The 22976-nt window shown below is 37.6% G+C and carries 24 protein-coding genes; 15 read left to right on the top strand and 9 right to left on the bottom strand.

Annotated elements, in window-relative coordinates; genetic code table 11:
• Positions 1-18: 18 nt before the first annotated feature.
• From KCTC52924_RS15230 to folE, 4 genes are all read right to left on the bottom strand, one after another.
• Positions 19-501: a monoheme cytochrome C gene (locus tag KCTC52924_RS15230; RefSeq protein ID WP_251805620.1), complete on the bottom strand. Its 483-nt coding sequence runs from the start codon at positions 499-501 to the stop codon at positions 19-21.
• Complete coding sequence (locus KCTC52924_RS15225; protein WP_251805619.1) at positions 502-1722, bottom strand: sulfite oxidase; 1221 nt, start codon at positions 1720-1722, stop codon at positions 502-504.
• A 372-nt stretch (positions 1723-2094) separates the two neighbouring features.
• Positions 2095-2400, bottom strand: coding sequence for a hypothetical protein (locus tag KCTC52924_RS15220; RefSeq protein WP_251805618.1), 306 nt, complete (start codon positions 2398-2400; stop codon positions 2095-2097).
• Between the two features lie 74 nt (positions 2401-2474).
• On the bottom strand, positions 2475-3074 hold the full coding sequence (gene folE / locus KCTC52924_RS15215) for a GTP cyclohydrolase I FolE (protein ID WP_251805617.1): 600 nt from the start codon (positions 3072-3074) through the stop codon (positions 2475-2477).
• A 349-nt stretch (positions 3075-3423) separates the two neighbouring features.
• Here folE and KCTC52924_RS15210 point away from each other — a divergent pair, with 349 nt between their 5' ends.
• From KCTC52924_RS15210 to KCTC52924_RS15150, 13 genes are all read left to right on the top strand, one after another.
• The gene (locus KCTC52924_RS15210; RefSeq protein WP_251805616.1) at positions 3424-4086 is read left to right on the top strand and encodes an ABC transporter ATP-binding protein; all 663 of its coding nucleotides are present in this window, start codon (positions 3424-3426) and stop codon (positions 4084-4086) included.
• Positions 4087-4089: 3 nt separating this feature from the next.
• Entirely contained in the window at positions 4090-4647 is a 558-nt protein-coding gene (locus tag KCTC52924_RS15205) for a CPBP family intramembrane glutamic endopeptidase (protein ID WP_251805615.1), read from the top strand.
• Entirely contained in the window at positions 4644-5408 is a 765-nt protein-coding gene (locus KCTC52924_RS15200; protein ID WP_251805614.1) for a TIGR02757 family protein, read from the top strand. Before KCTC52924_RS15205 ends, KCTC52924_RS15200 begins: the two co-directional genes overlap by 4 nt.
• Positions 5409-5782: 374 nt before the next feature.
• Positions 5783-6259: a hypothetical protein gene (locus KCTC52924_RS15195; protein WP_251805613.1), complete on the top strand. Its 477-nt coding sequence runs from the start codon at positions 5783-5785 to the stop codon at positions 6257-6259.
• Positions 6260-6312: 53 nt separating this feature from the next.
• Entirely contained in the window at positions 6313-7998 is a 1686-nt protein-coding gene (locus KCTC52924_RS15190; protein WP_251805612.1) for an NAD(P)/FAD-dependent oxidoreductase, read from the top strand.
• A 61-nt stretch (positions 7999-8059) separates the two neighbouring features.
• Entirely contained in the window at positions 8060-8752 is a 693-nt protein-coding gene (locus tag KCTC52924_RS15185) for an SGNH/GDSL hydrolase family protein (protein ID WP_251805611.1), read from the top strand.
• A 780-nt stretch (positions 8753-9532) separates the two neighbouring features.
• Positions 9533-10540: a glycosyltransferase family 2 protein gene (locus KCTC52924_RS15180; protein ID WP_251805610.1), complete on the top strand. Its 1008-nt coding sequence runs from the start codon at positions 9533-9535 to the stop codon at positions 10538-10540.
• 192 nt (positions 10541-10732) lie between these two features.
• Positions 10733-12655 (top strand): BatA domain-containing protein, encoded by a 1923-nt coding sequence (locus KCTC52924_RS15175; protein WP_251805609.1) that lies wholly within the window; start codon positions 10733-10735, stop codon positions 12653-12655.
• Positions 12652-13905: a dihydroorotase family protein gene (locus tag KCTC52924_RS15170; RefSeq protein ID WP_251805608.1), complete on the top strand. Its 1254-nt coding sequence runs from the start codon at positions 12652-12654 to the stop codon at positions 13903-13905. Before KCTC52924_RS15175 ends, KCTC52924_RS15170 begins: the two co-directional genes overlap by 4 nt.
• 24 nt (positions 13906-13929) lie before the next feature.
• A complete protein-coding gene (locus KCTC52924_RS15165; protein ID WP_251805607.1) occupies positions 13930-14244 on the top strand; it encodes a DUF4870 domain-containing protein in 315 nt (104 codons plus the stop codon).
• Positions 14245-14327: 83 nt separating this feature from the next.
• A complete protein-coding gene (locus tag KCTC52924_RS15160; RefSeq protein ID WP_251805606.1) occupies positions 14328-14654 on the top strand; it encodes a hypothetical protein in 327 nt (108 codons plus the stop codon).
• A gap of 1 nt (position 14655) precedes the next feature.
• On the top strand, positions 14656-15315 hold the full coding sequence (locus tag KCTC52924_RS15155) for an alpha/beta hydrolase (RefSeq protein ID WP_251805605.1): 660 nt from the start codon (positions 14656-14658) through the stop codon (positions 15313-15315).
• 179 nt (positions 15316-15494) lie between these two features.
• Positions 15495-15812 (top strand): SdpI family protein, encoded by a 318-nt coding sequence (locus KCTC52924_RS15150; RefSeq protein ID WP_353057432.1) that lies wholly within the window; start codon positions 15495-15497, stop codon positions 15810-15812.
• 367 nt (positions 15813-16179) lie between these two features.
• Here the strand turns inward: KCTC52924_RS15150 and KCTC52924_RS15145 are convergent, their stop codons facing one another.
• Positions 16180-16674 carry a hydrolase gene (locus KCTC52924_RS15145; protein ID WP_251805604.1) on the bottom strand — a complete coding sequence of 165 codons (495 nt, stop codon included), beginning with the start codon at positions 16672-16674 and terminating at the stop codon, positions 16180-16182.
• Between the two features lie 217 nt (positions 16675-16891).
• Positions 16892-17656: an MBL fold metallo-hydrolase gene (locus KCTC52924_RS15140; RefSeq protein WP_251805603.1), complete on the bottom strand. Its 765-nt coding sequence runs from the start codon at positions 17654-17656 to the stop codon at positions 16892-16894.
• Between the two features lie 88 nt (positions 17657-17744).
• Here KCTC52924_RS15140 and KCTC52924_RS15135 point away from each other — a divergent pair, with 88 nt between their 5' ends.
• Entirely contained in the window at positions 17745-19208 is a 1464-nt protein-coding gene (locus KCTC52924_RS15135; protein WP_251805602.1) for a TonB-dependent receptor, read from the top strand.
• A gap of 79 nt (positions 19209-19287) precedes the next feature.
• Here KCTC52924_RS15135 and bcp read toward each other — a convergent pair whose 3' ends face one another.
• On the bottom strand, positions 19288-19737 hold the full coding sequence (gene bcp / locus KCTC52924_RS15130) for a thioredoxin-dependent thiol peroxidase (protein ID WP_251805601.1): 450 nt from the start codon (positions 19735-19737) through the stop codon (positions 19288-19290).
• An 84-nt stretch (positions 19738-19821) separates the two neighbouring features.
• On the opposite strand from bcp, the gene nth reads away from it, so the two are divergent.
• The gene (nth, locus tag KCTC52924_RS15125; protein ID WP_251805600.1) at positions 19822-20487 is read left to right on the top strand and encodes an endonuclease III; all 666 of its coding nucleotides are present in this window, start codon (positions 19822-19824) and stop codon (positions 20485-20487) included.
• 233 nt (positions 20488-20720) lie between these two features.
• Here nth and KCTC52924_RS15120 read toward each other — a convergent pair whose 3' ends face one another.
• Together KCTC52924_RS15120 and KCTC52924_RS15115 are read right to left on the bottom strand one after the other, a co-directional pair.
• Positions 20721-21302, bottom strand: a complete 582-nt coding sequence (locus KCTC52924_RS15120) for an RNA polymerase sigma factor (protein ID WP_251805599.1) — start codon at positions 21300-21302, stop codon at positions 20721-20723.
• 809 nt (positions 21303-22111) lie between these two features.
• Entirely contained in the window at positions 22112-22693 is a 582-nt protein-coding gene (locus tag KCTC52924_RS15115) for an RNA polymerase sigma factor (protein ID WP_251805598.1), read from the bottom strand.
• Between the last annotated feature and the right edge of the window lie 283 nt (positions 22694-22976).

Genomic DNA, 22976 nt, shown 5'->3' with positions numbered 1-22976 from the left:
CTTTTACTTAACTTTCGCTTATTCTTTGAGGGTATACCATTCTATATCGGTAAGATTCTCCCTCCTGCCCTTGTTCAATAATGGATAGTTAGTGACTAAGTAATTGACTATAATATTTTCATTATCACCCAAGTCCCATAAATTCTGGGTTTCCTGCATCCATCTTATGGTCTCTATCCATCTTTCTTCATTCATTCGGTTCTGCATTACTAATTGTGCAGAATGACAATTGGTACAATTATTTACCACCGCCATTAACCCCTCGGCATCTTTAAGTCCGGTCCTTAGGTGTATCCCGTTCTCAATTTTATCCCAGTTGTCCTCATCTGTCGTCACCGTTACCAACTCTGTGTTGGGGCTATCCACTTTAAATACAAAAGAGGAAGGCGATGCCATATAGGCAATTCCTAATATCCCTATAAGGAAAACCATGAAACAGGACACCAATAGTACCGTATAAATGGACCGTACTTGGCGCTTAAACTTATCGTGCTCCTTCATTTATACAATTTTTACCGCAATTCTATGGCAAGCATTATTGAGGTATCCTTTTGGGTTCCAACCAGGCACCAACATAGGTTGACTGTCTCCATTGGCATCTACGGCTCTTGCCCATACTTCGTAGTAGCCTAGTTTTGGAAAGCTAATACTAGCCTTAAAATGCTGCCAAGCCAATCTATTTACAGGTTTTTCTAATAAACAATCGGACCAAGTGACCCCAAAATCAATGGAATAATGCACCTCTGATACTTCCAGATCCCCTGCCCAAGCATGTCCCCTTATATTTAATTTTTCACCCTCTACCAGTTGTGCACCAGATTTGGGATACGTAATTAAGGATTTAACTGGCATGGACTCAATAATACACATATCCTCGTCTTTCACTTCTTCTCCCGCAGCCACCGGGTTACAGGGAACTCTATAGGATGAACCTGTCATTTTCTCACCATCGTGCACTTTGTTGCGTACACTGATCCTATTTACCCATTTACCAGAAGCGGATGCTGGCCACCCTCCGCAAACCAATCGAAGTGGAAAACCATGTACCAAGGGAATATCTTCCCCGTTCATCTGGAACGCCAACAAAGTTTCATCCTGATTGGCTTTGGACATGGGCACTCCCCTAGAGATGGGCGACTTTGTTGGGTCCCCACTTAGGTGCTTATCTATTGCGTGGTACCCAATATAAACGGCATCACTTTTTACCCCAACTGCATCCAAAACATCCCGCAACCTAACCCCTGTCCAACTGGCAGCGTACACGGCGCCAATATCCCATTGATTTCCTTTTGCAGGAGGATTAAATTCTTTCCTTCCATTACCACCGCATTCCAAGGTGAGTTGGTAGGTATACTGTTTAAACTTGGACTTTAACTCTTCCAGTGTAAACGTTTTCTTTTCTTTTACAGATTCCCCATCAATGGTGAGGGTCCATTCCTTTTCATTGATATCTTCAGGTACCTGGCCATTGTTTCGTACAAAAATATATGGGTTTGGAGTTACCTTGTCGTCAAGGAGATGTGCAACTGCCTCCATATTCCATGGTTTACTGTTAAGCACTAACATTTCTTTGTCCTTACCGAACAATTTAAATGGATCGGGATCCTGCAATCCTAAAAGATCGTAGTTATCAGGAATATTGGCCCCGAAAACGATTTCGGCTCCTAAGAGACCTGCCAAAGACCCTAATGCGGTCCTTGTCACAAAATGTCTTCTCTTCATAAAGTAGTACTCAGTTTAGATTTTATAAGGTCATTCATCGCAACCATAAAACATAGAATTAGAATAAGGATTATTTGCTTCACCACTACCATTTTTATCGACCAATTAACAAGTCCAATGGGCATTATACCAGCAACCCTCTTAACTTGTAAATTTATAAAAATTATTCATCAACAAGTCCATCCTCTAACTTAAATTTAGCATTAAACTCAAGGTCTGCTTATATTTTTAGGGCTATACCCCTTTATTACTCCTTTTTAAAATCCGTATAAAAATTCCGATTATTTTCTTCCAGACCAATAATCTTCCACCGATATCACAATGATGAAAACAATGAATAGCAAATGAGATTTCCCCATTTAACCACAATAGCTATTTTTTGGAAAAGATAGTATTTTCTACTCCTGAAGTATTTAGAAGATAGGTGTAACACCACATAATGGTAAAGGAGGGAATAATATCGAGGCCGGGCACCAACTCTTCAATAAACGCGACTACACCCGCTGCTCGACCCATTTTCCCTTTATACATCCTTGTCATTAACCACCCAGCTATAGGCGCCCAGATGATATCAGTAAATTCACCAATTCCTGGAATAATATAGGAAATCATGCCAATGGCATCAAACAATAACCCCAAGACAAGGTTCTTTAATTTTCGGTTCTTGAAAGTCGACATAGTTAATTGTTAGGGTTATGGTCCAATTAAGATCAATTAATATGCCAAAAATTTAAGCTGCTCATCACTCTAATTTAGGATAGATCGGAACTAATTAATTTTAAAAATTCGCTTCTAGTTTCTATTTTTTCGAATTGCCCCCTAAACCCTGAAGTAGTAGTGACCGAATTCTGTTTTTGCACCCCTCTCATCATCATACACATATGAGATGCTTCTATAACAACCGCCACTCCTTTGGGTTTAAGGGTGTTGTTTAGACATTCAAGAATATCATGGGTCAATCTTTCTTGCACTTGCAAACGCCTGGCAAAAACATCTACAACCCTAGGGATTTTACTTAAGCCTACGATCTGACCATTGGGGATATAGGCAATATGAGCCTTTCCAAAAAATGGCAGCATATGGTGTTCACATAGGGAATACAATTCTATATCCTTTATTATCACCATATCATCATAAGTTTCCTTAAACATGGCTCCTTCCAAAATTTCTACGGCGTTCTGTTTGTAACCTTGCGTTAAAAAAAGCATAGCTTTTGCAGCTCTTTCTGGGGTTTTCAACAACCCTTCCCTTTCTACATCCTCTCCAATTTCATTTAGAATGGATGAATATCTCATTTTCACTTCATCGGTAATCTCTAAGTTATATTCTTCTAAGTTCTTATATGGTGCCATACAATTGTAGTGCTATTTTATGTTTTTAATGGTACTTTCCCGTGATGGGCATTTCGAGTAACGAAATTAGCATTTCTTTTTTTACAAGTGTTACGTTAGACCAAAATTGTAACATAATCCTGAGCTCCCTATACGTAGTTTCCGCTTTACTTTACACTAGTACGACAAGTTTGGTCGCCTTACCCAAGAAATCATTACCAAAATAAAGTAAAAATCCCTTTTTAGTAAAATTTTAATATGCCCTCTTCTATTTTCCCCTACTTTTGGTATTTTAACAACACCCTGCAGACCGACCCATGGTTTTGCATTTTTATGGGGATTGCTTACTTTCGAAATATATTTAACTAGGATGATTAAAGCTACTAACATAAATAAATTCTACGGAAATCTACAAGTACTTAAAGGGGTGGACCTCCATATAGAAAAGGGGGAAGTTATTTCCATAGTAGGTCCCTCTGGAGCAGGAAAAACAACCTTATTGCAGATTTTGGGCACTTTGGACGTGCAAAGTGACAAAAGCGAGAGTGAACTTCTAATTAATGGAGAAGCAGTAAACAAGCTATCGGAAAGGGCATTAGCCAAATTTCGTAACAATCATATAGGTTTTATATTTCAATTTCACCAACTCTTACCAGAATTTACGGCATTGGAGAATGTGTGTATACCCGCCTTTATCAAAGGAACCAAAAAAAGTGACGCTGAAGAAAAAGCAACGGAATTACTTGCGTTCTTAGGGCTATCCCATAGGTTACAACACAAACCAAATGAGCTTTCTGGAGGGGAACAGCAACGGGTAGCAGTAGCTAGGGCACTGGTTAATGACCCCGCTGTAATTTTTGCCGATGAGCCAAGTGGAAATCTTGATTCTGAAAGTGCCGATAATCTCCATAAATTATTTTTCGACCTAAGGGACAAGTTTGGACAGACCTTTGTAATAGTAACCCATAATGAAGAACTTGCCAATATGGCGGACAGAAAACTAACCATGGTAGATGGTTCCATAACCAAATAGCAGATGCTTCAAAAAGTTTGGGATTTTACTAAATCACCAGATGGTATGCTTTGGCGCCATATCTCCACTGAAACAAAACTTAAAACAATCCTTCACCTCTTGAGCTGGGGTTTATTTCTAGGCTTATCTATCGGTTTGTTTATTGGATGGATAACGGATTTATTGGAAATTGATCTAGGGACCCATGCCACTGAAAAGTACCTAAAAAATTATTCCATCCTTTGGTTTATATTTCTGGCAGTTATTCTGGCACCTGTTTTGGAAGAGCTTGTTTTCCGGGGACCCTTAAGTTGGTTTAGGAACAAAAGTTATTTCAAGTATATATTTTACGCCTCCATAATTTTGTTCGCTGGCGTACACCTGTCTAATTTTAGATTACCCAAAGAAACGTATGCCTTGGCCCCTATCCTAGTGGCCCCTCAAATGGTCTTAGGCGCATTTCTAGGATACGCCCGCATTAGATTGGGACTTTTCTGGGCAATAATTCTTCATGCCTCGTACAACGCAGTTCTAATTTTGCCAATAGCCATGATAAATTTATTTAACTTCTCGCCAACATGACAAAAAAAGAATTAAAGGAATTTCTGGATGCCAAATCCCAACAGTACAATCACCCCGATTTTCTAGCATCCGATCCACTTCAAATTCCCCATCAATTTAATAAAAAGGAGGATATAGAAATCAGCGGGTTCTTAACCGCAACTATAGCTTGGGGAAATAGGAAGAGTATTATAAAAAATGCCGATAAAATGATGGAATTGTTGGATTCCTCTCCCTACGATTTCATTTTAAACCACCAACAAAAAGACCTGGATAGGTTTGAGAATTTTGTACACAGGACCTTTAATGGAGGGGACCTAACCTACTTTATCCATAGTTTAAACAATATATATAGTAATCATGGTGGATTGGAATCAGTTTTTTCCAGAAACAGTACCACAGATTCCTTGCAAACAGCTATTTCTCATTTTAAATCTACCTTTTTTGAGCTACCACATCAAGCGAGGACTACCAAACATATTTCGGATCCCCTAAAAGGCTCCGCGGCGAAAAGAATCAACATGTTTTTACGGTGGATGGTAAGAAACAGTAACACTGGAGTGGATTTTGGGATATGGAAAAGCCTTAGCCCCTCTCAACTATCTTGTCCGTTGGATGTACATACGGGGAATGTGGCAAGAAAATTAGGGCTCATCACAAGAAAACAAAACGACGGAAAGGCTTTGTTGGAATTGGATACCAACCTACGAATACTAGATCCCCAAGACCCTGTAAAATACGACTTCGCCTTATTCGGTCTAGGAGTTTTTGAGAAATTTTAGGATTCCCTAACTATTTATAACCCTCGGGGTTGGGTATCCATCTTTAACAACAAACAGAAAGCCGATTATAACTTCCTGACCATTTTTTGTTGGTTCCACTCTTTTTATCATGGGCGTAAATAAGTAGTGATTCTTTAAAAAGACTTCCCCTAAGAGTCACTTCCCTCAAGGCACACCCATGAGACATCGGACGGGAACTGCCTATAACTTTATAAATCTAAAGGAACGGAACGGGCAGACAAGCGTCGGAGCTTTTAAAGCTCACTTAGTGAGTAAAATTTAAAACGATTGGTTTTAACTATAATTATTTAACTATTTTTAAGCGAACTAATTCATCATTTTTCTTGCCCATGAATCACACCCCTCAAAAATCGATGACACCAAAGAGTTATTTGTTAATCTTATCCCTAATACATGTGGCGATGCTTTTGGGTATCCTCATATTTGGTGCAATTACCTATTTTCAAGGGGGAGAGCTTATTACGGGATTTAATGGAGATGGTGATATATTTATGTACGTGGTCCCGCTCTTGGCGATGGTAAGTTATTTTGGAGGCGATTTTATGTTTAATAAGGTGTTGACCTCTATGGATGCAAAGAGCTCCCTAAAACAAAAATTAAATCAATATTCACAGGCTAGTATTATACGATTTGCTGTTTTGGAAGGGGCCTCCTTTATTGGGCTATTTGCGTACAGGCTAAACAACAATATATTTTATTTGGTAATTAGCGTTGTATTGATCCTATACCTTCTAAAACTAAGGCCTACGAAAGATAAGATAGCAAGGGATTTACGGCTAAGCAAAACAGATCAGGAGCACTTTAACCAAGACAAAAAGGAACTTCAATAACTTAAATAGTAACCAACAGGAAGCCCTCTAAAGGGGAAGCCAATCCACCACCCATGAAAAGAACATCAAATGAACCTCAGGAAATAGATACCCTTATAATTGGTTCGGGTTCCGGAGGGTTGTCTGCCGCCATTTGCTTGGCTAGAGAAGGACAGCGGGTTATGGTATTGGAGCAACACGACGTTCCCGGAGGTTGGTGCCATAGCTTTCATTTAAACGGTTACCGATTCTCCCCAGGGGTACATTATATTGGTCTCTTAGGCGAAAAGGAGTCCACCAGGAACCTTTACCAAGGCCTAGGTGTTGCCAATGATCTGGTTTTTTTTAGAATGAATCCTGAGGGTTACGAACACTGCTGGATCGGAGATCGAAAAATTGATATTCCTGGAAATTTTGATGCCTTGCTCCACTCGCTTACACAGCAATTCCCTAAAGAGAAAAGGCGTTTACACAAATATTTGAATTTAGTGAGAAACGTTTCACGACAAATTCAACTAATCCCGAAGATGAGTGGATTTTGGGACAATATCACCATTCCCTTTAGAACCAAACATATGGGAAAATACGCTTTGTTTAGCCTAAAGCGGGTTATAGATTGGCATATTAAGGACCCGCTTTTAAAAAAAGTTCTTAATATTCAATGGGGAGACCACGGACTAGCTCCGGCAAGAGCTAGCTTTCCACTGCACTGCGCCGTTATGGACCATTATTTTGAAGGGGGATATTACCCGATGGGTGGAGGTGCCGCATTAGTAAAATCTATGACTAAGGCGATAAAAAAGCACGGAGGAGTTATACGTACGAGCACTAGGGTACAACAGATTCTAGTGGAAGGCCATAAGAAAAAGAAGGCCATAGGGGTGCAATTGTCCAATGGGGAACGTATTTACGCCAAAAGGATAATCTCCAATGCAGATCCAGGAGTCACGTATTTAAACATGGTAGGAAAACAGCATTTGAGCAAAAAATTATTAAAAAAATTGAGCCGTACCAAATACTCATGTAGTTCCCTGATGCTTTTCCTTACGGTGAAAATGGATGTTAGAAAGCTAGGATTGGATTCCGGAAATATATGGATGATGGAAGATAGGGATATGGATGAACTTTACGCCGAAATGATGGATCTGGAGATAACCAAAAACAAGGCATTCCCAGGATTGTTTATTAGTTGCACCACCTTAAAGGACCCCAGTAGTTTTGATGGAATACATCATTGCTTAGAAGTCATAACCTACATTAACCCTAAATCTTTCGACAAATTTATCACGGAAAAGAATCCCCGTTCACAGGAATACCTAGATTTTAAGGAAAAACTGACTCAAAGAATGATCAATACCTTAGAAAAGACATTGCCGGGAATAGAAAGGAATATTGTTCACAAAGAGCTGGGAACCCCTATAACCAACAAATACTATATAAATAGTAGTAACGGCTGTGTCTATGGAACCGAAAAAACATTCAACCAAATAGGTCCATTTTCATATAGGGCAAAAAGTGAAATTGAAAACCTATACATGTGCGGAGCCAGTATACAATCTCATGGAGTTGCAGGTGCCAGTTACTCTGGAGTGCAGACCGCTGCCACTATCTTGAATTGCAAACAGGACGATCTATTGCAAAAAGATTCCTTACAACATATTAGGGTTTATGATGCGGAGGACGCCTCTAAATATCCTGACTTCGTACTTCAAAAAATAAAACACAGAAAAGCCCGTGCCTTGATAAATGAGACAGAGTGAAATAAAGGATTTTAAACAATATAAATTACTGATAATAAATAGATAAACTAAATACATTTAAATGAAAGCTACAATTAAAATGACCGTGTGTTTTGCCTTAACATTACTAAGTACTACAATGAGTATCGCTCAAGATTGGGCAGGTCTACAACGTTTTTCTGAGGAAAACAAAGTATTAGCACCCCCTGCAACAGTCGAAAATAGAGTGGTATTTATGGGGAATTCCATTACTATTGGGTGGATAAAAACTCGTCCGGAATTTTTTGAGGGTAAATCCTATATAAATCGCGGTATAAGCGGCCAGACTACTCCACAGATGCTCATTAGATTTAGGCAGGACGTTATAGACCTACAGCCGAAAGTAGTGGTAATTTTGGCGGGCACCAATGATATTGCTGGCAACACTGGGCCGTCTACCTTAGAAATGATAGTGGACAATATTAAATCCATGTCCCAATTGGCCAACGCAAACGGAATCAAAGTAATAATCTCATCGGTACTGCCGGCCTTTGATTATCCATGGAAACCAGGTTTAAATCCCAATGAAAAAATTCCCGCATTGAACAAACTGCTAAAAGGATATGCCGAGGATAACGGATTTCTGTATCTAGATTATTTTTCAGCAATGGCCGATGACCGCAACGGACTCCCCAAAAAATATGCGGAAGATGAAGTTCATCCTACTGCAGAAGGCTATTCAGTAATGGAACCAATGGTTGAAGAAGCTATAACCAAGGCATTAAACATGAGGTAATTAGCGAAAATAAGTGCATTTTAATTCAAGAGATTATGGCGCCAAGGGATCCGAAGTTTAATGGAATAGACACCTACCTTAACTGTGAAAAAGCGAATTATTCTATTACTTTTTTTTAGGTACTTTATCCACCCATTCCCCAAATATTTTTGAAATATGAGGGCTTTGTACAGCGGCCCCTAACGCACAAAGTGTTGGAGGGTTTGTAAAGTTTATAGACGACGAATTAGGTCTAAACGGTATCAATACCTTAGTCCTATGGATCGGCTGTAATTACACCTATGAATCCTGACAGGAATGACGGGTTGAAAACTCCTTCTCCAACGCTCAGGTGAAGCCATTGGTGGTTGTTGGTAATAAGCATAAATAAAACTAATTTCCCACGGTCAGAGCTACCAGAGCTATTAATATGATAGGTAGGTCATTATTTGTGATTGGCATTACGAGCGAGCAGTGTCCACACAGGCTATATTTGCCCTAAAGGATTAGGCGCAATCAGTGGTCCCTAGAGAACGCCCGAAGCAGTCCTCGACAAGTAAATATGAGGCATCAATTTAGAGGAACTACCACTCATGAAATGGAAGACCAATTTACGGGTGTAATGCAGACGGTTTGGTTATCCGCAAGCGAATTCACCAAGAGTTCCCATGCCGAAAAAGAAAAAAGGCGAAAATAGATCCGAAGAAGCTTGTTTTAGCACCATGTTGGCTACCATAGAGCAGTTGGAAACGGTAGAAAGTCCCATCAAATCGTTTTAGAAAAATAATTGAAGTTACTTAAATGAACACAAACAAGGTCAGCATTCTAATTCCCTTTAAAAATACGGAGGTGTTTTTACCAGAATGCATCGAATCCATAATTAAACAAACTTATCCCCATTGGGAAATACTAGCAATAGACGATCATTCATGGGATAATAGCGCCCAAATTATGCTAGATTACGCTCAAATTGAGCCTAGGATCCGGGTTTACAAAAATAAGGGCGAGGGGATTATAGAGGCCTTAAGGACCGCCTACGCCATGGCCACTGGATCTTTTATCACCAGAATGGATTCCGATGATATTATGGCGCTAAACCGATTGGAAATAATGACCCAAAGCCTACAGAAAAGAGGTGAGGGACATATTGCTTTGGGAAAAGTGAACTATTTTTCCGATAGCGGGCTTGGCAAAGGGTATAAAAGTTATGAAAGCTGGTTGAACGGCTTAACGGAAAAGGGGGCTAACTATTCCGAGATTTATAAGGAATGTGTTATTCCATCCCCCTGTTGGATGGTGCATAGAAGTGACCTAGATCTGGTAGAATCATTTGTACCAAATCGCTACCCAGAAGACTACGATCTTGCCTTTCGCTTTTATCAACACAACATAAAATGCATCCCCACAACAGCCATTTTACATTTTTGGCGCGACTACGATCATCGCACCTCAAGAACACATGAACATTATGCCGAAAATAATTTTTTAGACCTTAAACTCTCCTACTTTCTTCAGCTAGACCATGATGCACTTCGGCCACTTGTGGTTTGGGGAGCAGGAAAGAAAGGAAAAAAAATTGCTAACAACCTGATTGATAAAAATGTAGACTTTCTTTGGGTATGTGATAATTTAAATAAAATTGACCGGGATATTTATGGCAAAACAATGCAGCATTACAAGATTGTGGCTTCTCTTAAAAACCCACAATTCATACTAACAGTAGCCAATAAAGAAGCACAGAAATTTATAGGGAAATACCTAACCGAATTAAAAAAAAGCCCCTCCAAAGATTATTTTTTCTTCTGTTAATGCCTTTCCGCATTACTTCATTACCTCATTTCCAAATTAACCCATTGCTCCATTTTCACATTACCTCATTGCTACATTATTTCATTGCTACATTAACTAACTTTTTCACTTTTAACATCCGCTAAAAATCCATCTACAAAAAATTGACCCTCCTTTAATATCTTTCTTATATTTGAAAAATTAAATTTTGGAATGCTGTTTAAACATCCGGACCTACTTTGGTTACTTTTTTTACTGCTCATCCCCGTTGTTATTCACCTTTTCCAACTGCGCAGGTTTACCAAAACCCCCTTTACCAATGTTAAGTTCCTAAAAAAGGTAATTGCCGAGTCCAGAAAGAGCAATGTGCTAAAGAAGTGGCTTTTATTGTTTACCCGCCTCTTACTGCTTATTGCTTTGATCCTAGCTTTTGCCCAACCTTTTGTTTCTGGAAAATCTGCTTTAAAAAACAGTCAGATTGTATTGTATCTAGACAATTCCTTTAGTATGCAGGCAGCATCTGAAACCGGTACTCTCATGGAAAACATGGTACAGGAGTTATTAAGATCCATACCTACAGAACGCAGTTTTACTCTTTTCACAAATGACAACCTTTTTAGGGATGTAAAGACCAGCGATATTAAAAACGACCTTTTGGCACTCCCCTATACTGGGAATCAATTGACTTTGGAGGAGATTTACTTAAAGGCAAAAAGCCTTTATCTAGACCGCCAAAATTCAGAAAATGATTTAATTCTTATTTCTGATTTTCAAAGCCATGTTTCGGTCCAACCTACTGACACTTTAGTCGATATAAATTTACATTTAGTGCGGGCACATTCTAAAAACCTCATAAATGTGGCAATAGACACCCTTTATACGAAACAGGCTACCCCAGAAACCTTACACCTGATCTGTGAACTTTCTAGTAGTGACAAGTGGGAGGATCTCCCGGTTTCCTTGTTCAATGGTGATAAGCTGATTGCTAAAACATCGGCAGTGTTCAATGAGAACCATAAAAGCACTATTGCTTTTACCCTGCCTTCCAATAAAGTAATCAACGGGAAAATTTCCATCTCGGATCAGGGCCTTGAATATGACAATCACCTTTATTTCGCAATCAATAAGAAGGAAAAGATTAAGGTACTATCCATCAGTGAAGAGAAAAACCAATTTTTGAATCGGATTTTTAGAGAGGACGAATTTTTATATACCGACTTCCTATTAAAATCCTTGAATTACGGGATTTTAGACTCCCAAAACTTAATAATCCTCAACGAACTGAAGGTCATACCTATTGCCTTACAGAATACGCTTAGATCTTTTGTAGACAATGGTGGTGAGGTGGTAATTATCCCTCATTTGGATGCGGACCTCGACAATTATAATTTATTGGTAACTAATTTTTCAAATACTTCACTGGTTGCAGGGATGCTTGGCGAGCGGAAAATTAGCACCATATCTTTTGAACATCCCTTGTATGAGCATGTATTTGAAGAAAAGGTCATCAATTTCCAATATCCGAGTCTTCAAAAATATTATAAGATCAAATCTAATTTACCTCAGTTACTTTCTCTTGATAATGGAGATCCCTTTTTAGTGGCCGCACAAGGCGTTTACCTTTTTACAGCTCCCATTTCACTAGAAAACTCCAACTTCACTCGTTCGCCGTTAATAGTGCCCACCTTTTACAATATGGGGTGGAACAGCCTTAAACTTTCAAGATACTATGAGTTGATTGGCCAAAAAACTATCGTAGACCTCCCTGTGGTCCTGGAGCGAAACAAAATTATAAAGGTATCCAACAACAATATGGAGTTTATCCCTTATCAACAAACTTACGCCAACAAAACCACCCTGACCTTTGAGGAAATACCGACTACTGCCGGGAATTATAATATACGTGAAGGTGATAACACGATGGCCCTTATTAGCTTTAACAACCTAAGGAAAGAAAGCAATTTAAACTATCTAAATTTAAATGATCTACCAGCTAGTTCCGTTAACGACAGCGTAGAACGTGTATTCAACAAAATAGAAAATGACACTAGCATAAACGAGCTTTGGAAATGGTTTGTTATTTTAGCATTGGCATTTATCCTTATAGAAGTTCTTATCCAAAAATATTTAAAATGAACATACTCTTAAAATCCGCCACAATTGTAGATCCATCCAATAAAGATTATCATTTAAAAAAGCGAGATATCCACATCAAAAATGGGATTATAGAAAATATTGCGCCAAAATTGGATATTCAGAATAATGTCACGATCATAGATCATAAAAATTTACACGTTTCCATAGGTTGGTTCGACACTGGAGTTAGCTTTGGGGAACCAGGTTACGAAGAACGAGAAACAATTGCCAACGGACTTTATACAGCAGGCAGTAGTGGTTTTACCGATATTGTCCTCAACCCGAATACCAATCCCGTTCCGGACAGTAGTTCTGATATTATTTTCTTAAAAAATGCTGCTAAATCCAGTGCTGTTAATCTACATCCACTTGGAACCTTGACCATGAAATCTGAAGGCGAGTGTTTGGCCGAACTATACGATATGAAAAATGCGGGTGCGGTGGGATTTTACGACTACAAGCGCCCCATAAACAATTCAAACCTCGTTAAGATAGCACTGCAGTACGCCCATAATTTTAACGGGTTAGTACAAAGTTTCCCTATGGACAGGCAAATCGCTGGAAAAGGTATTGTAAATGAAGGTGAAGTTTCCACCAAACTGGGATTAAAGGGAATCCCCAACCTAGCCGAGGAACTGAATCTGGCAAGAGACCTATTTATTCTGGAATATACTGGCGGCAGACTGCACCTGCCAACAATTTCAACAGCAAAATCCGTAAGCCTTATTGCAGAAGCCAAGAAAAAAGGATTGGACGTAAGTTGCAGCGTTGCCATCCATAACCTCTGTTTTACAGACGAGTCATTGGTGGGGTTCGATTCCATGTTCAAGCTAATGCCGCCCCTTAGGACTAAAAAGGACAGTAAAGCACTTGTAAAAGGCCTAAAGGATGGGGTGATCGATTTTGTTACCACCGATCACAGGCCCATGGATATTGAGCTTAAAAGAGTTGAGTTTGATAATGCCTCAAACGGCACCATTGGTTTGGAAAGTGCTTTTGGTACGCTTAATACAATTTTTAATCTAGAAACAACTATATCCTTGCTTACCAAGGGAAGAGAAAGGTACGGTATACCTATTCCTGTTCTTAAGGTCGGCGAGAAGGCGACACTTACCCTATTTGATCCGGAGATCGAATATATATTTACGGAAGACCATATACGATCTAGCTCTAAAAACAGTACGTTCCTAGGCAGAAAAATGAAGGGAAAGGCTCTTGGGATTATAGGCAACGACCAATTAATTCACTAACTTTGAAAAAACAAATAACAATTTATGGATCAGAATACCATTAATGAAGGTAAAACCATGGCAATAGTCAGTTATATATTCGTAATAGGATTGCTAATTGCCTTTATCGTAAACAGTAACAAAAAAAACGCATTCGTCCAATTTCATATTGAACAATCACTAAGAGTTTGGATCCTTTCCATAGCATTGTCCATCCTCTTGTTTGGACTTTCCATGATAGGTGTTGCCTTTTTGGGCATTTTAAAATGGGTACCCTTGGTATTCGCTGTCCTCGGAATAATCAATGCCAATAATGGCAAAGTAGAGAAACTGCCGGTTATCGGAACTATAGGTGAATAAACGAACTATTTATACAATAAAGAGAGGTCTATTAGAGGCCTCTTTTTATGCTTATAATTTAAACTTGCATTAACTTTGCCGCTATGAATAACGTAATAAAAGAGGGAAAGACCACGGCAATTGTAGCATATATGACTATGGTAGGGGCGTTAATCGCCATTTCCATGAATACTGAACCTAAAAATGAATTTGCAAGATTCCACATTCGTCAGGCATTTGGATTGCATTTAATGTTTTTAGGATTCGCCTTATTTCTTAGCAATTGGTACAGCGATTATGCTTGGTACGGGCTATACGTTTTTTATGTAGTGCTTTGGTTCTATGGTTTTTTAAGTGCCTTAAACGATAAAAAACAGGAAGTACCTATCTTAGGTCCTTATTTTCAAAAATGGTTCACTTTTATATCTTAAAATGACAACAGCACCACTTTCTTTAGAACACCTAATTAGACCCTCTGATCAAACGAGTGGTAAACCCCCTGTTCTATTTATGTTTCACGGCTATGGAAGCAATGAAGAAGATCTTTTTTCCTTTGCTCCAGAACTGCCTAAGGACCTATGTATAATATCGGTACGAGCGCCCTACCCTATGCAGCCATACGGCAATATGTGGTACACCATTAATTTTGAAGCCGATCAGGGAAAATGGAATGACGAGGCACAAGCAATAAACTCTCGCGATAAGATTAAAGTATTTATAGAAGAAGCCTGTAGCGCCTATGGATTGGACGAAACAAATGTCACCCTCCTAGGATTTAGTCAGGGCACCATATTAAGTTATGCTGTGGCCCTCTCCTATCCACATATTGTAAAAAATGTGATCGCATTAAGTGGGTATATTAGCACCAATATGCTGCTAAAAAATTACTGGGAAAACGACTTCAAAAATCTAAAGATTTATGCTTCGCATGGAAGTGTAGATCAAGTAATTCCTGTTACTTGGGCCCAAAAAGTCCCCAATACTTTAACGGAGCTGGGAATAGACCATGTTTATGAGGAGTTTCCAGTAGGCCATGGAGTGGCACCACAAAATTTTCACTCTTTTAATAAATGGCTAGAGGATAAAATTTAGGCTAAGATTTCTCACATTTCTCTACGATGATCACAAGGCAAGAAATGAAGCAACATAATTTTGAAAAGTAATGACTTAGGGAGTTAATCTTTAGGACATTATGTTGTCAGAACTCGATTTATAAATATCATAAATAGACACCTCTTTTATGCTAACACCTATTTTGTTATCAATTTTTCTTGTTGTCGTTATTCTGTTTATTCCGATCCTGTTTATTCAAAGTCCTCCCAAAGGATATAAATAGCACCTATGGATATCGGTCGAATAGAGCAATATCTAGTAACGAATTATGGCATTATGCTAATTCTTACTGGCCGAAGGTTCTATTAAAACTCAGTATTTTAACAATATTCTTCCAACTTATTTTACTTATTTTTTTTGGTTTTATAATTTCAATCATCGCTACCGCAGCAATTTGGTCGTTTTTTTTAATTCTTTCGATTATGATTACGGAAAACAAATTAAAAGAGTTTAGAAAACAAAAAACCAGAGATTAGTTATTACCATCAAAAATATAGGTGCCATTTCTGGTTAACTTTGTCATTGATTTTACTTTTAGACGAGCAGCGATATTAGGCTAAGGCCCAGGCAATTAATTACTATAAGACCACGGCCTAAAGACCGTGGAAAGTGCACCACACTCGTCTGAAAGTATAGCTTTATATGGGGATTCACAGTTTACCACAACCCAGGCTTCAGCCCAAACCCATATAGTAACACCCTCGTATTTGGCAGAAGGCTTATTGGCAATGGGCCTAAGACAGTGTTTGTATTACTATTCTTATACTAGTATTTTACAAAAAACAGCTTCGACTTTGTTTGTTATCCTTGCCATTATCCCTTTTGGAATAGCTAATTACATCTCTAATTGCTGCGGGTATACAACAAGTGGTCTATAAGGGAGAAATCTACTCCTAGATCATCCTTTAATTCGTACTTTATCAATAGTTCTCCCCAATATTTGCCATCAGAAAAATCGGCCAAAATCCATTTGTGGTTTAACACTTTAATTTTGTTGATTTTAAAATCGCTTTCCATACCTTCATAAGGTATCAGGGGATTGTCTCCTTTACTTTCATTGGTTTCCAATAATTTATCGGCAATATATAAGCTAGGCGATTTTAGTTTTAGATGATCATAGTACGCCAAAGCATCATCATTGTTCTCCAAAGAAAAATACTGCATATCCAATACATTTAGGTGTAGGGCTCTAATGGAATCCTCCATTTTAACCATTTCTTCAGCCTGGGATTCAATTACCGTGTTTTTGGCCTTCACCATATTATTGGTGCTTACAAATTGGTATAGGGCAATTAAGGAAATAAATAAAAATAAGTAAAGATAAATTTTCTGTTTCATAGGTAGATATTTTATTGTTTTTTAAAGGTCATTCTTAGACTGCCCCTGCCTCCGCCAGGTAAACTTGCCAGACGGTAGTCAGGTTCGCAAATCTTCATTAGTATTTGCAAACAGTTTTCAGTTATGCTAATTTCATAGTGTTTGTTTTTTGATTAATGGTTCGGGATTTTAAATATTTGAATGCTGTTCTTTAGTCCTATAAGGAAAGAATTATTGGCTAGCAATCTATTATAAGGTTGTCATAGGCCAAATGGACATTCTTGGGCAGTATTTTTTCCACCTCATCATGAAAGCCCAATAAATGGCTTATATGGGTTAAATACGCGGTGGTAGGTTTAATGGCATCAATAAACTCTAGGGCTTCTTCCAAGTTAAAATGGGAATGGTGCGGCTCTATACGCAAGGCATTTATAACCAACACCTTTACACCTTTAATTTTTTCCATTTCTACTTTTTCAATACTCTTCACATCCGTTAAATAAACAAAGTCACGAATCCTGAAACCAAAAACCTGTAAACGATTGTGTTGGGCCTCTATGGGTATAGCCATTAAATTTCCAATCTTGAAAGGTTTATTGTTCCTAATGGGATTTATCTCTACCGCTGGTGCACCAGGATATCGATTTTCATCAGCGAAAATATAATTATACCGTTCCTTTAGGTAGGTAATCACCCTCTCGTGTGCATAGATAGGAATATCTCCCTGTCTAAAAAAGTAGGGTCTTATATCATCTATTCCTGCAGTATGGTCCGAATGTTCATGAGTAAATAAAATTCCATCAATTTTAAACACATTATTGGTCAACATTTGCTGTCTAAAATCGGGGCCGCAATCTATTACGTAATTATAAGTATCCCAAGACACTAAAACGGAGACCCTGAGCCTCTTGTCCTTAGTGTTTTCACTATGGCATACTGGATGCTTACTGCCAATTACAGGGATTCCTTGTGACGTTCCGGTACCTAAAAAAGTAATTTTCAACCCTCATTATATTTAATCCAAATTTATAATTTATTTATTTAATAGATAGCGCAATCTTATTAACTTTGTCATAAGCAAAATAGCCACTATGTCTGCCACTTTCAAAAAAGAGATTGCCTTTACCAATGTTCCATCCATAAAGGCCAAAACCTTACGAATAAATCTAAACCCCGACATTTATGGTACCTTTTCTGAAATTGGGGCAGGACAGGAAACATCTGGTCATTTTTTTAAATCGGGAGGAGCTTCGGGAACTATAGCCAAAGCCATGAGTGCTTATGATAAAGATTTTAGCGATGCTATTTATGGTGTAGAGGAAGATGGAAGGTATGTTACCCAGTCTAGGCTAAAGAAGATGTTGGCTCACGAGATGGAAAATATGGAGAATAGAATCAGCCGTGAAGTTCATCCAGATAGAATGTTCTTTTCCTACGCCAATACTGTGGCTACCATTGATTTCTCTAAACGCTACAAAGGACATGGATGGCTTGGAATCAAGTATCAGTTAGATCCTGCTCAAAAGGAACTTAACGAGATCATCTTACATATTCGATTTAAGCAAAACGAGGCCCGACTACAACAAGAAACTCTTGGGATTTTAGGGGTGAATCTTATTTATGGTGCATTTTATAAACATGATAAGCCTAGAAAATTATTAAAATATCTCTATGACCATATAGATAAAGATACCATAGAGATTGATTTGGTAAATTTTTCCGGACCCAATTTTTCTGAGGTAGACAATAGGTTGATGAGTCTTCAATTGGTTAAGAACGATATGACCGATGCAGTGATGTTCGGACCCGATGGCAACAACCTTTTACCGGCAACACTTTTATACAAAAAAAATATTTTGGCGCTTAGAGGAAGTTTTAGACCGGTGACCAAGGTAAATATGGATATGTTTAAAAAATCCTATGATATATTTATAAGGGAACAGAAGGTAGAGGAAGAAAACACGGTGGTAATTTTCGAAATCACCCTTTCCAACCTCAGGGCCTATGGAGAAATAGATGAGCAGGATTTTATGGACAGGGCAGAACTTTTATGCTCCCTGGGCCATACAGTGATGATTTCCAAGTTTCAAGAATATTTTAGATTGGTAGAGTATTTCAGTAACTACACCAAAGCCAAAATCGGACTTACCATGGGTGTAAATAACCTGGTAGATATATTTGACGAGAAGTATTACCGACACCTTAGTGGGGGTATTTTGGAAGCCTTCGGGAAGTTGTTCTTTAAGGACTTAAAAGTGTATTTATATCCAATGAGAAATGAGGAAACTGGGCAGATAATGACCAGTAATACCGTTAAGGTACACCCAAGAATGAAGGAATTGTACAAATTTTTCAAGTACAATGGTAAAGTAATGGATATAATTGATTACGATCCAGAAATTCTACATGTTTTTTCTAGAGATGTACTTAAACAGATTATGAATGGTGAAGAGGGTTGGGAGTCTGTACTACCAGAGGGAGTAGCTGCAATAATTAAAAAGAAGCATCTTTTTACCCGAAAAAAAGAGGAAGAAGAGAAAAAGGAAAAAGTGTAAACGTAAGTACTCTTATAAAAAAACTGTCCAAAAACGGGAATTAATTCTCCTTTTTGGACAGTTTTTTTAGGGAGTCATATTATAGTATTTGGGCAGCGTGGTCTTTAGTTTTAACTTTCTCTATTACTTTAGACACTATCCCCTTTTCATCGATCAAAAAAGTCATTCTGTGAATTCCGTCATATTTTCTTCCCATAAATTTTTTTGGTCCCCATACCCCAAATGCATTCAATACGGTATGGTCTTCATCTGCCAATAGGGGAAATGGGAATTCATATTTATTTCTGAAATTGGATTGTCTTTTTTGCGAATCAGCACTAACCCCCAATAATTCATAACCTTGAGCCTGAAGTTCCGAATAATTATCCCTTAGGTTACAGGCCTCTGCCGTACATCCCGGGGTACTTGCTTTGGGATAGAAAAAAACTACCAATTTTTTCCCCTCATAATCGGATAGTTTAATTGTATTGCCGTCTTGATCATTAGCCGTAAATGACGGTACCTTATCTCCTACTTTTAGTGTATTCATACTAGTATCTTAAATAATTTTATTACTTTGGAAACTGGCTTATCGATAGGTCAGTTTCTTATTTTTTATAAATTTACGCATTAAATGACTAAAAGAGAAAAAGTAGACTTTGCTATAAAAACATTACAAGAATTATATCCTACAATTCCAGTGCCTTTGGACCATAAGGACCCCTATACCCTACTTATTGCAGTACTCTTATCGGCACAAAGTACAGATGTAAGGGTAAACAAGATTACCCCACTATTATTTGAAAAAGCGGACAACCCTTACGATATGGTGAAAATGTCGGTGGATGAGATAAGGGAAATTATTAGACCAGTTGGACTTTCCCCTATGAAAGCTAAGGGTATTTACGGGCTTTCAAGAATGCTGGTAGAAAAATACGATGGTATAGTTCCAAGGGAATTGGAATTGTTAGAGGAATTTCCGGCCGTTGGCCATAAAACTGCAAGCGTAGTGGTATCCCAAGCCTTTGGAATTCCAGCATTTCCTGTAGATACACACATCCACAGATTAATGTACCGATGGGGTTTTTCTAACGGGAAAAATGTAGTACAAACGGAAAAGGATGCAAAGAGATTATTTCCAAAAAGGCTCTGGAACGACCTACATCTACAAATTATTTGGTATGGCAGAGAATACTCCCCCGCTCGTGGATGGAATATGGAAAAAGACATTATTACCAAAACCATTGGTAGAAAAAAGGTCTTGAATGCCTATTACAAAAACAATAGGCCCAGCTTATAAGCTGGGCTTATTATTCCTAGTTTAGAATATTTTCAAACTGAATATTATTATATTCAATAATCTGCAATGATTTGGAATAGCTCATCAAAAACTTTACTGTTTCCTGGCTGGTTATAGCAAGTTTGCACTTGTTTTGATTCTCAGAGTAAATTTTTTCCATAAGATTATAGTATTGTTATGTTTAGATAACGTCACTTAATTGGAAATATTGCTCTATTATTTTAAAGTATCCATTAATTCGTTAAAACTATATTGTTTTTCGCTATTATTTTTCTAAGGTTAATAAGCGCATAACGCATTCTTCCCAAAGCGGTATTAATACTGACTCCAGTGTTTTCAGATATCTCCTTAAAACTCATATCCCTGTAAATACGCATTAATAGTACTTCTTTTTGATCATCGGGTAATTCTTCGATCAAATTTGAGAGGTCAGTATCGATCTGATCTTTTATTAGTTTTTTTTCTACATTTAATTGATCATCACTGATGACCGAAAAAATATTAAAATCTTCGCTCCCTTCAAACATGGGCATTCTTTTATTCCTTCTAAAGTGATCGATCACCAAATTGTGTGCGATCCTCATTACCCATGGCAAAAATTTTCCTTCTTCACTATAGGAGCCTTTTTTTAAGGTCTTGATTACTTTAATAAAGGTATCCTGGAATATATCTTCTGTAACATCTCTGTCAAGAACCTTGGAATAGACAAAGCTACTAATACGCTGGTTGTGCCTATTGATCAAAATCTCAAGTGCCTTTTCATTGCCGTTAATGTAATCTTTTACTAATACCGAGTCATCTGTTTGCAATTCCATACAAATTATTGTTTTTGGTTAATCTAGAGTCTCCCCTTTCGATTTGGACTTTTATTGCTTTTTTGCCTATCTTAAAGTGGGTAACCTTAAAACGTCATTGTAAACCAGCAACAGGATAAATGTATATAAATGATGAAGCGGAGTAAAAAGTATGTTGTAAAACCCGCATTAAATGATGTCAAACGTCGATTTTGTCATTTTCATCATAATAATTAGTGTAATCTGTAGTTATGGAGCCGTAAATGAAAGTCATATTACTTTCCTTATAGGATGTTCGCATTTAAAAAAGTAAGTAATCAATTGAAAATCAGCCAAAATATATGAAAACACATCCTCTTATAAGGTTAAGGGACATTCATTGTAGTCGAAAAATAGTTTCTCAATTACAAATAATAGAAATAGAATACTGCTGGTCTACTATTAGAAATAATGGTAGAAAAGAGGAATGAAAGAAAATGCTTATCCCTGATAATGATTTAAATTTATAAATGAATCTACTTTTGCAAATTTAAGAAGCAGCTTGTAGCACCTTTTAGCCCACAAAGGTCCCCAATTTATCCAACAATCAAGAAATTATTGGACAGGAAACTAGGTTTCAATTAAGGTTATGCTCCTGACTTTTGCCATCGCAATCAATAATGCAAAGCGATTTGGAGTAATTTAAAAGATATTTTATTTTGCTGGAAGAGGTAGAAACTAAGGCACATTTGTCTTTCGCATTAACGTAAAATTCATCCATGGGTTATTGGTTTATCAATAAAGAAACACAATAACCGCTGCAGTAGTTTATTAATCCGTCTTACGTCCCATTAATTCGTTAAAACTATATTGTACTTTTCAATAAGCTTTCGGAGATTGATCAGGGCATAACGCATTCTCCCCAATGCCGTATTAATACTTACCCCAGTATTTTCTGAAATTTCCTTAAAACTCATGTCCTTATATATACGCATTTCCAACACCTCCATCTGCTCTATCGGCAATTCCTTTATTATAACCTTAAGATCAAAGTCGATCTGATCCTTGATAAGTTGCCGTTCAGCATTTAGTTTATCATCACTGATAATAGAGAAAAGATTAAAATCGCTATTCCCTTCAAATTTGGGCATTCTTTGGCTCTTTCTGTAGTAATCTATAATAAGGTTGTGGGATATTCTCATTACCCAAGGCAGAAATTTACCTTCTTCATTATAATTTCCCTTTTTTAAGGTTTTAATTACTTTTATAAAGGTATCCTGAAAAATATCCTCAGTGATTTCTCGATCTTGAACTTTGGAGTAAATAAAGCTGCTTAGGCGCTGATTGTGTCGGTTTACCAATATTTCGAGGGCCCTTTCGTTCCCGTTCATATATTTTTTTACCAATACCGAATCCTCAATTAATAGTTCCATACCAATTACTTTTTTTTAGCTTAACAATTATGTTCGCTTTTGTATTAAAAAGCGGAAAAGCACATCAGATTTTTAAAAAAGTAATTTTGTTACGTATAGGCTATTTAGGGTTTAATTGAAACCAAATATAAAAAAAATTAATTGTCCCAAGAGATTTTTTGGGAAGTAATCGTGTTTATAGTGTAATCTAATGGCTACTTGGGTAAAACTATACCCCAAATGCACCATAAAGAGCTTTGGTAGGTACCTGATAGGAGACTCAATATAACACTAGCGAATAAAT

Source organism: Arenibacter antarcticus (assembly GCF_041320605.1).
GTDB lineage: Bacteria > Bacteroidota > Bacteroidia > Flavobacteriales > Flavobacteriaceae > Arenibacter > Arenibacter antarcticus.
The sequence above is the reverse complement of the archived record's forward strand: the minus strand, read 5'-3'. Positions and strand labels throughout refer to the sequence as shown.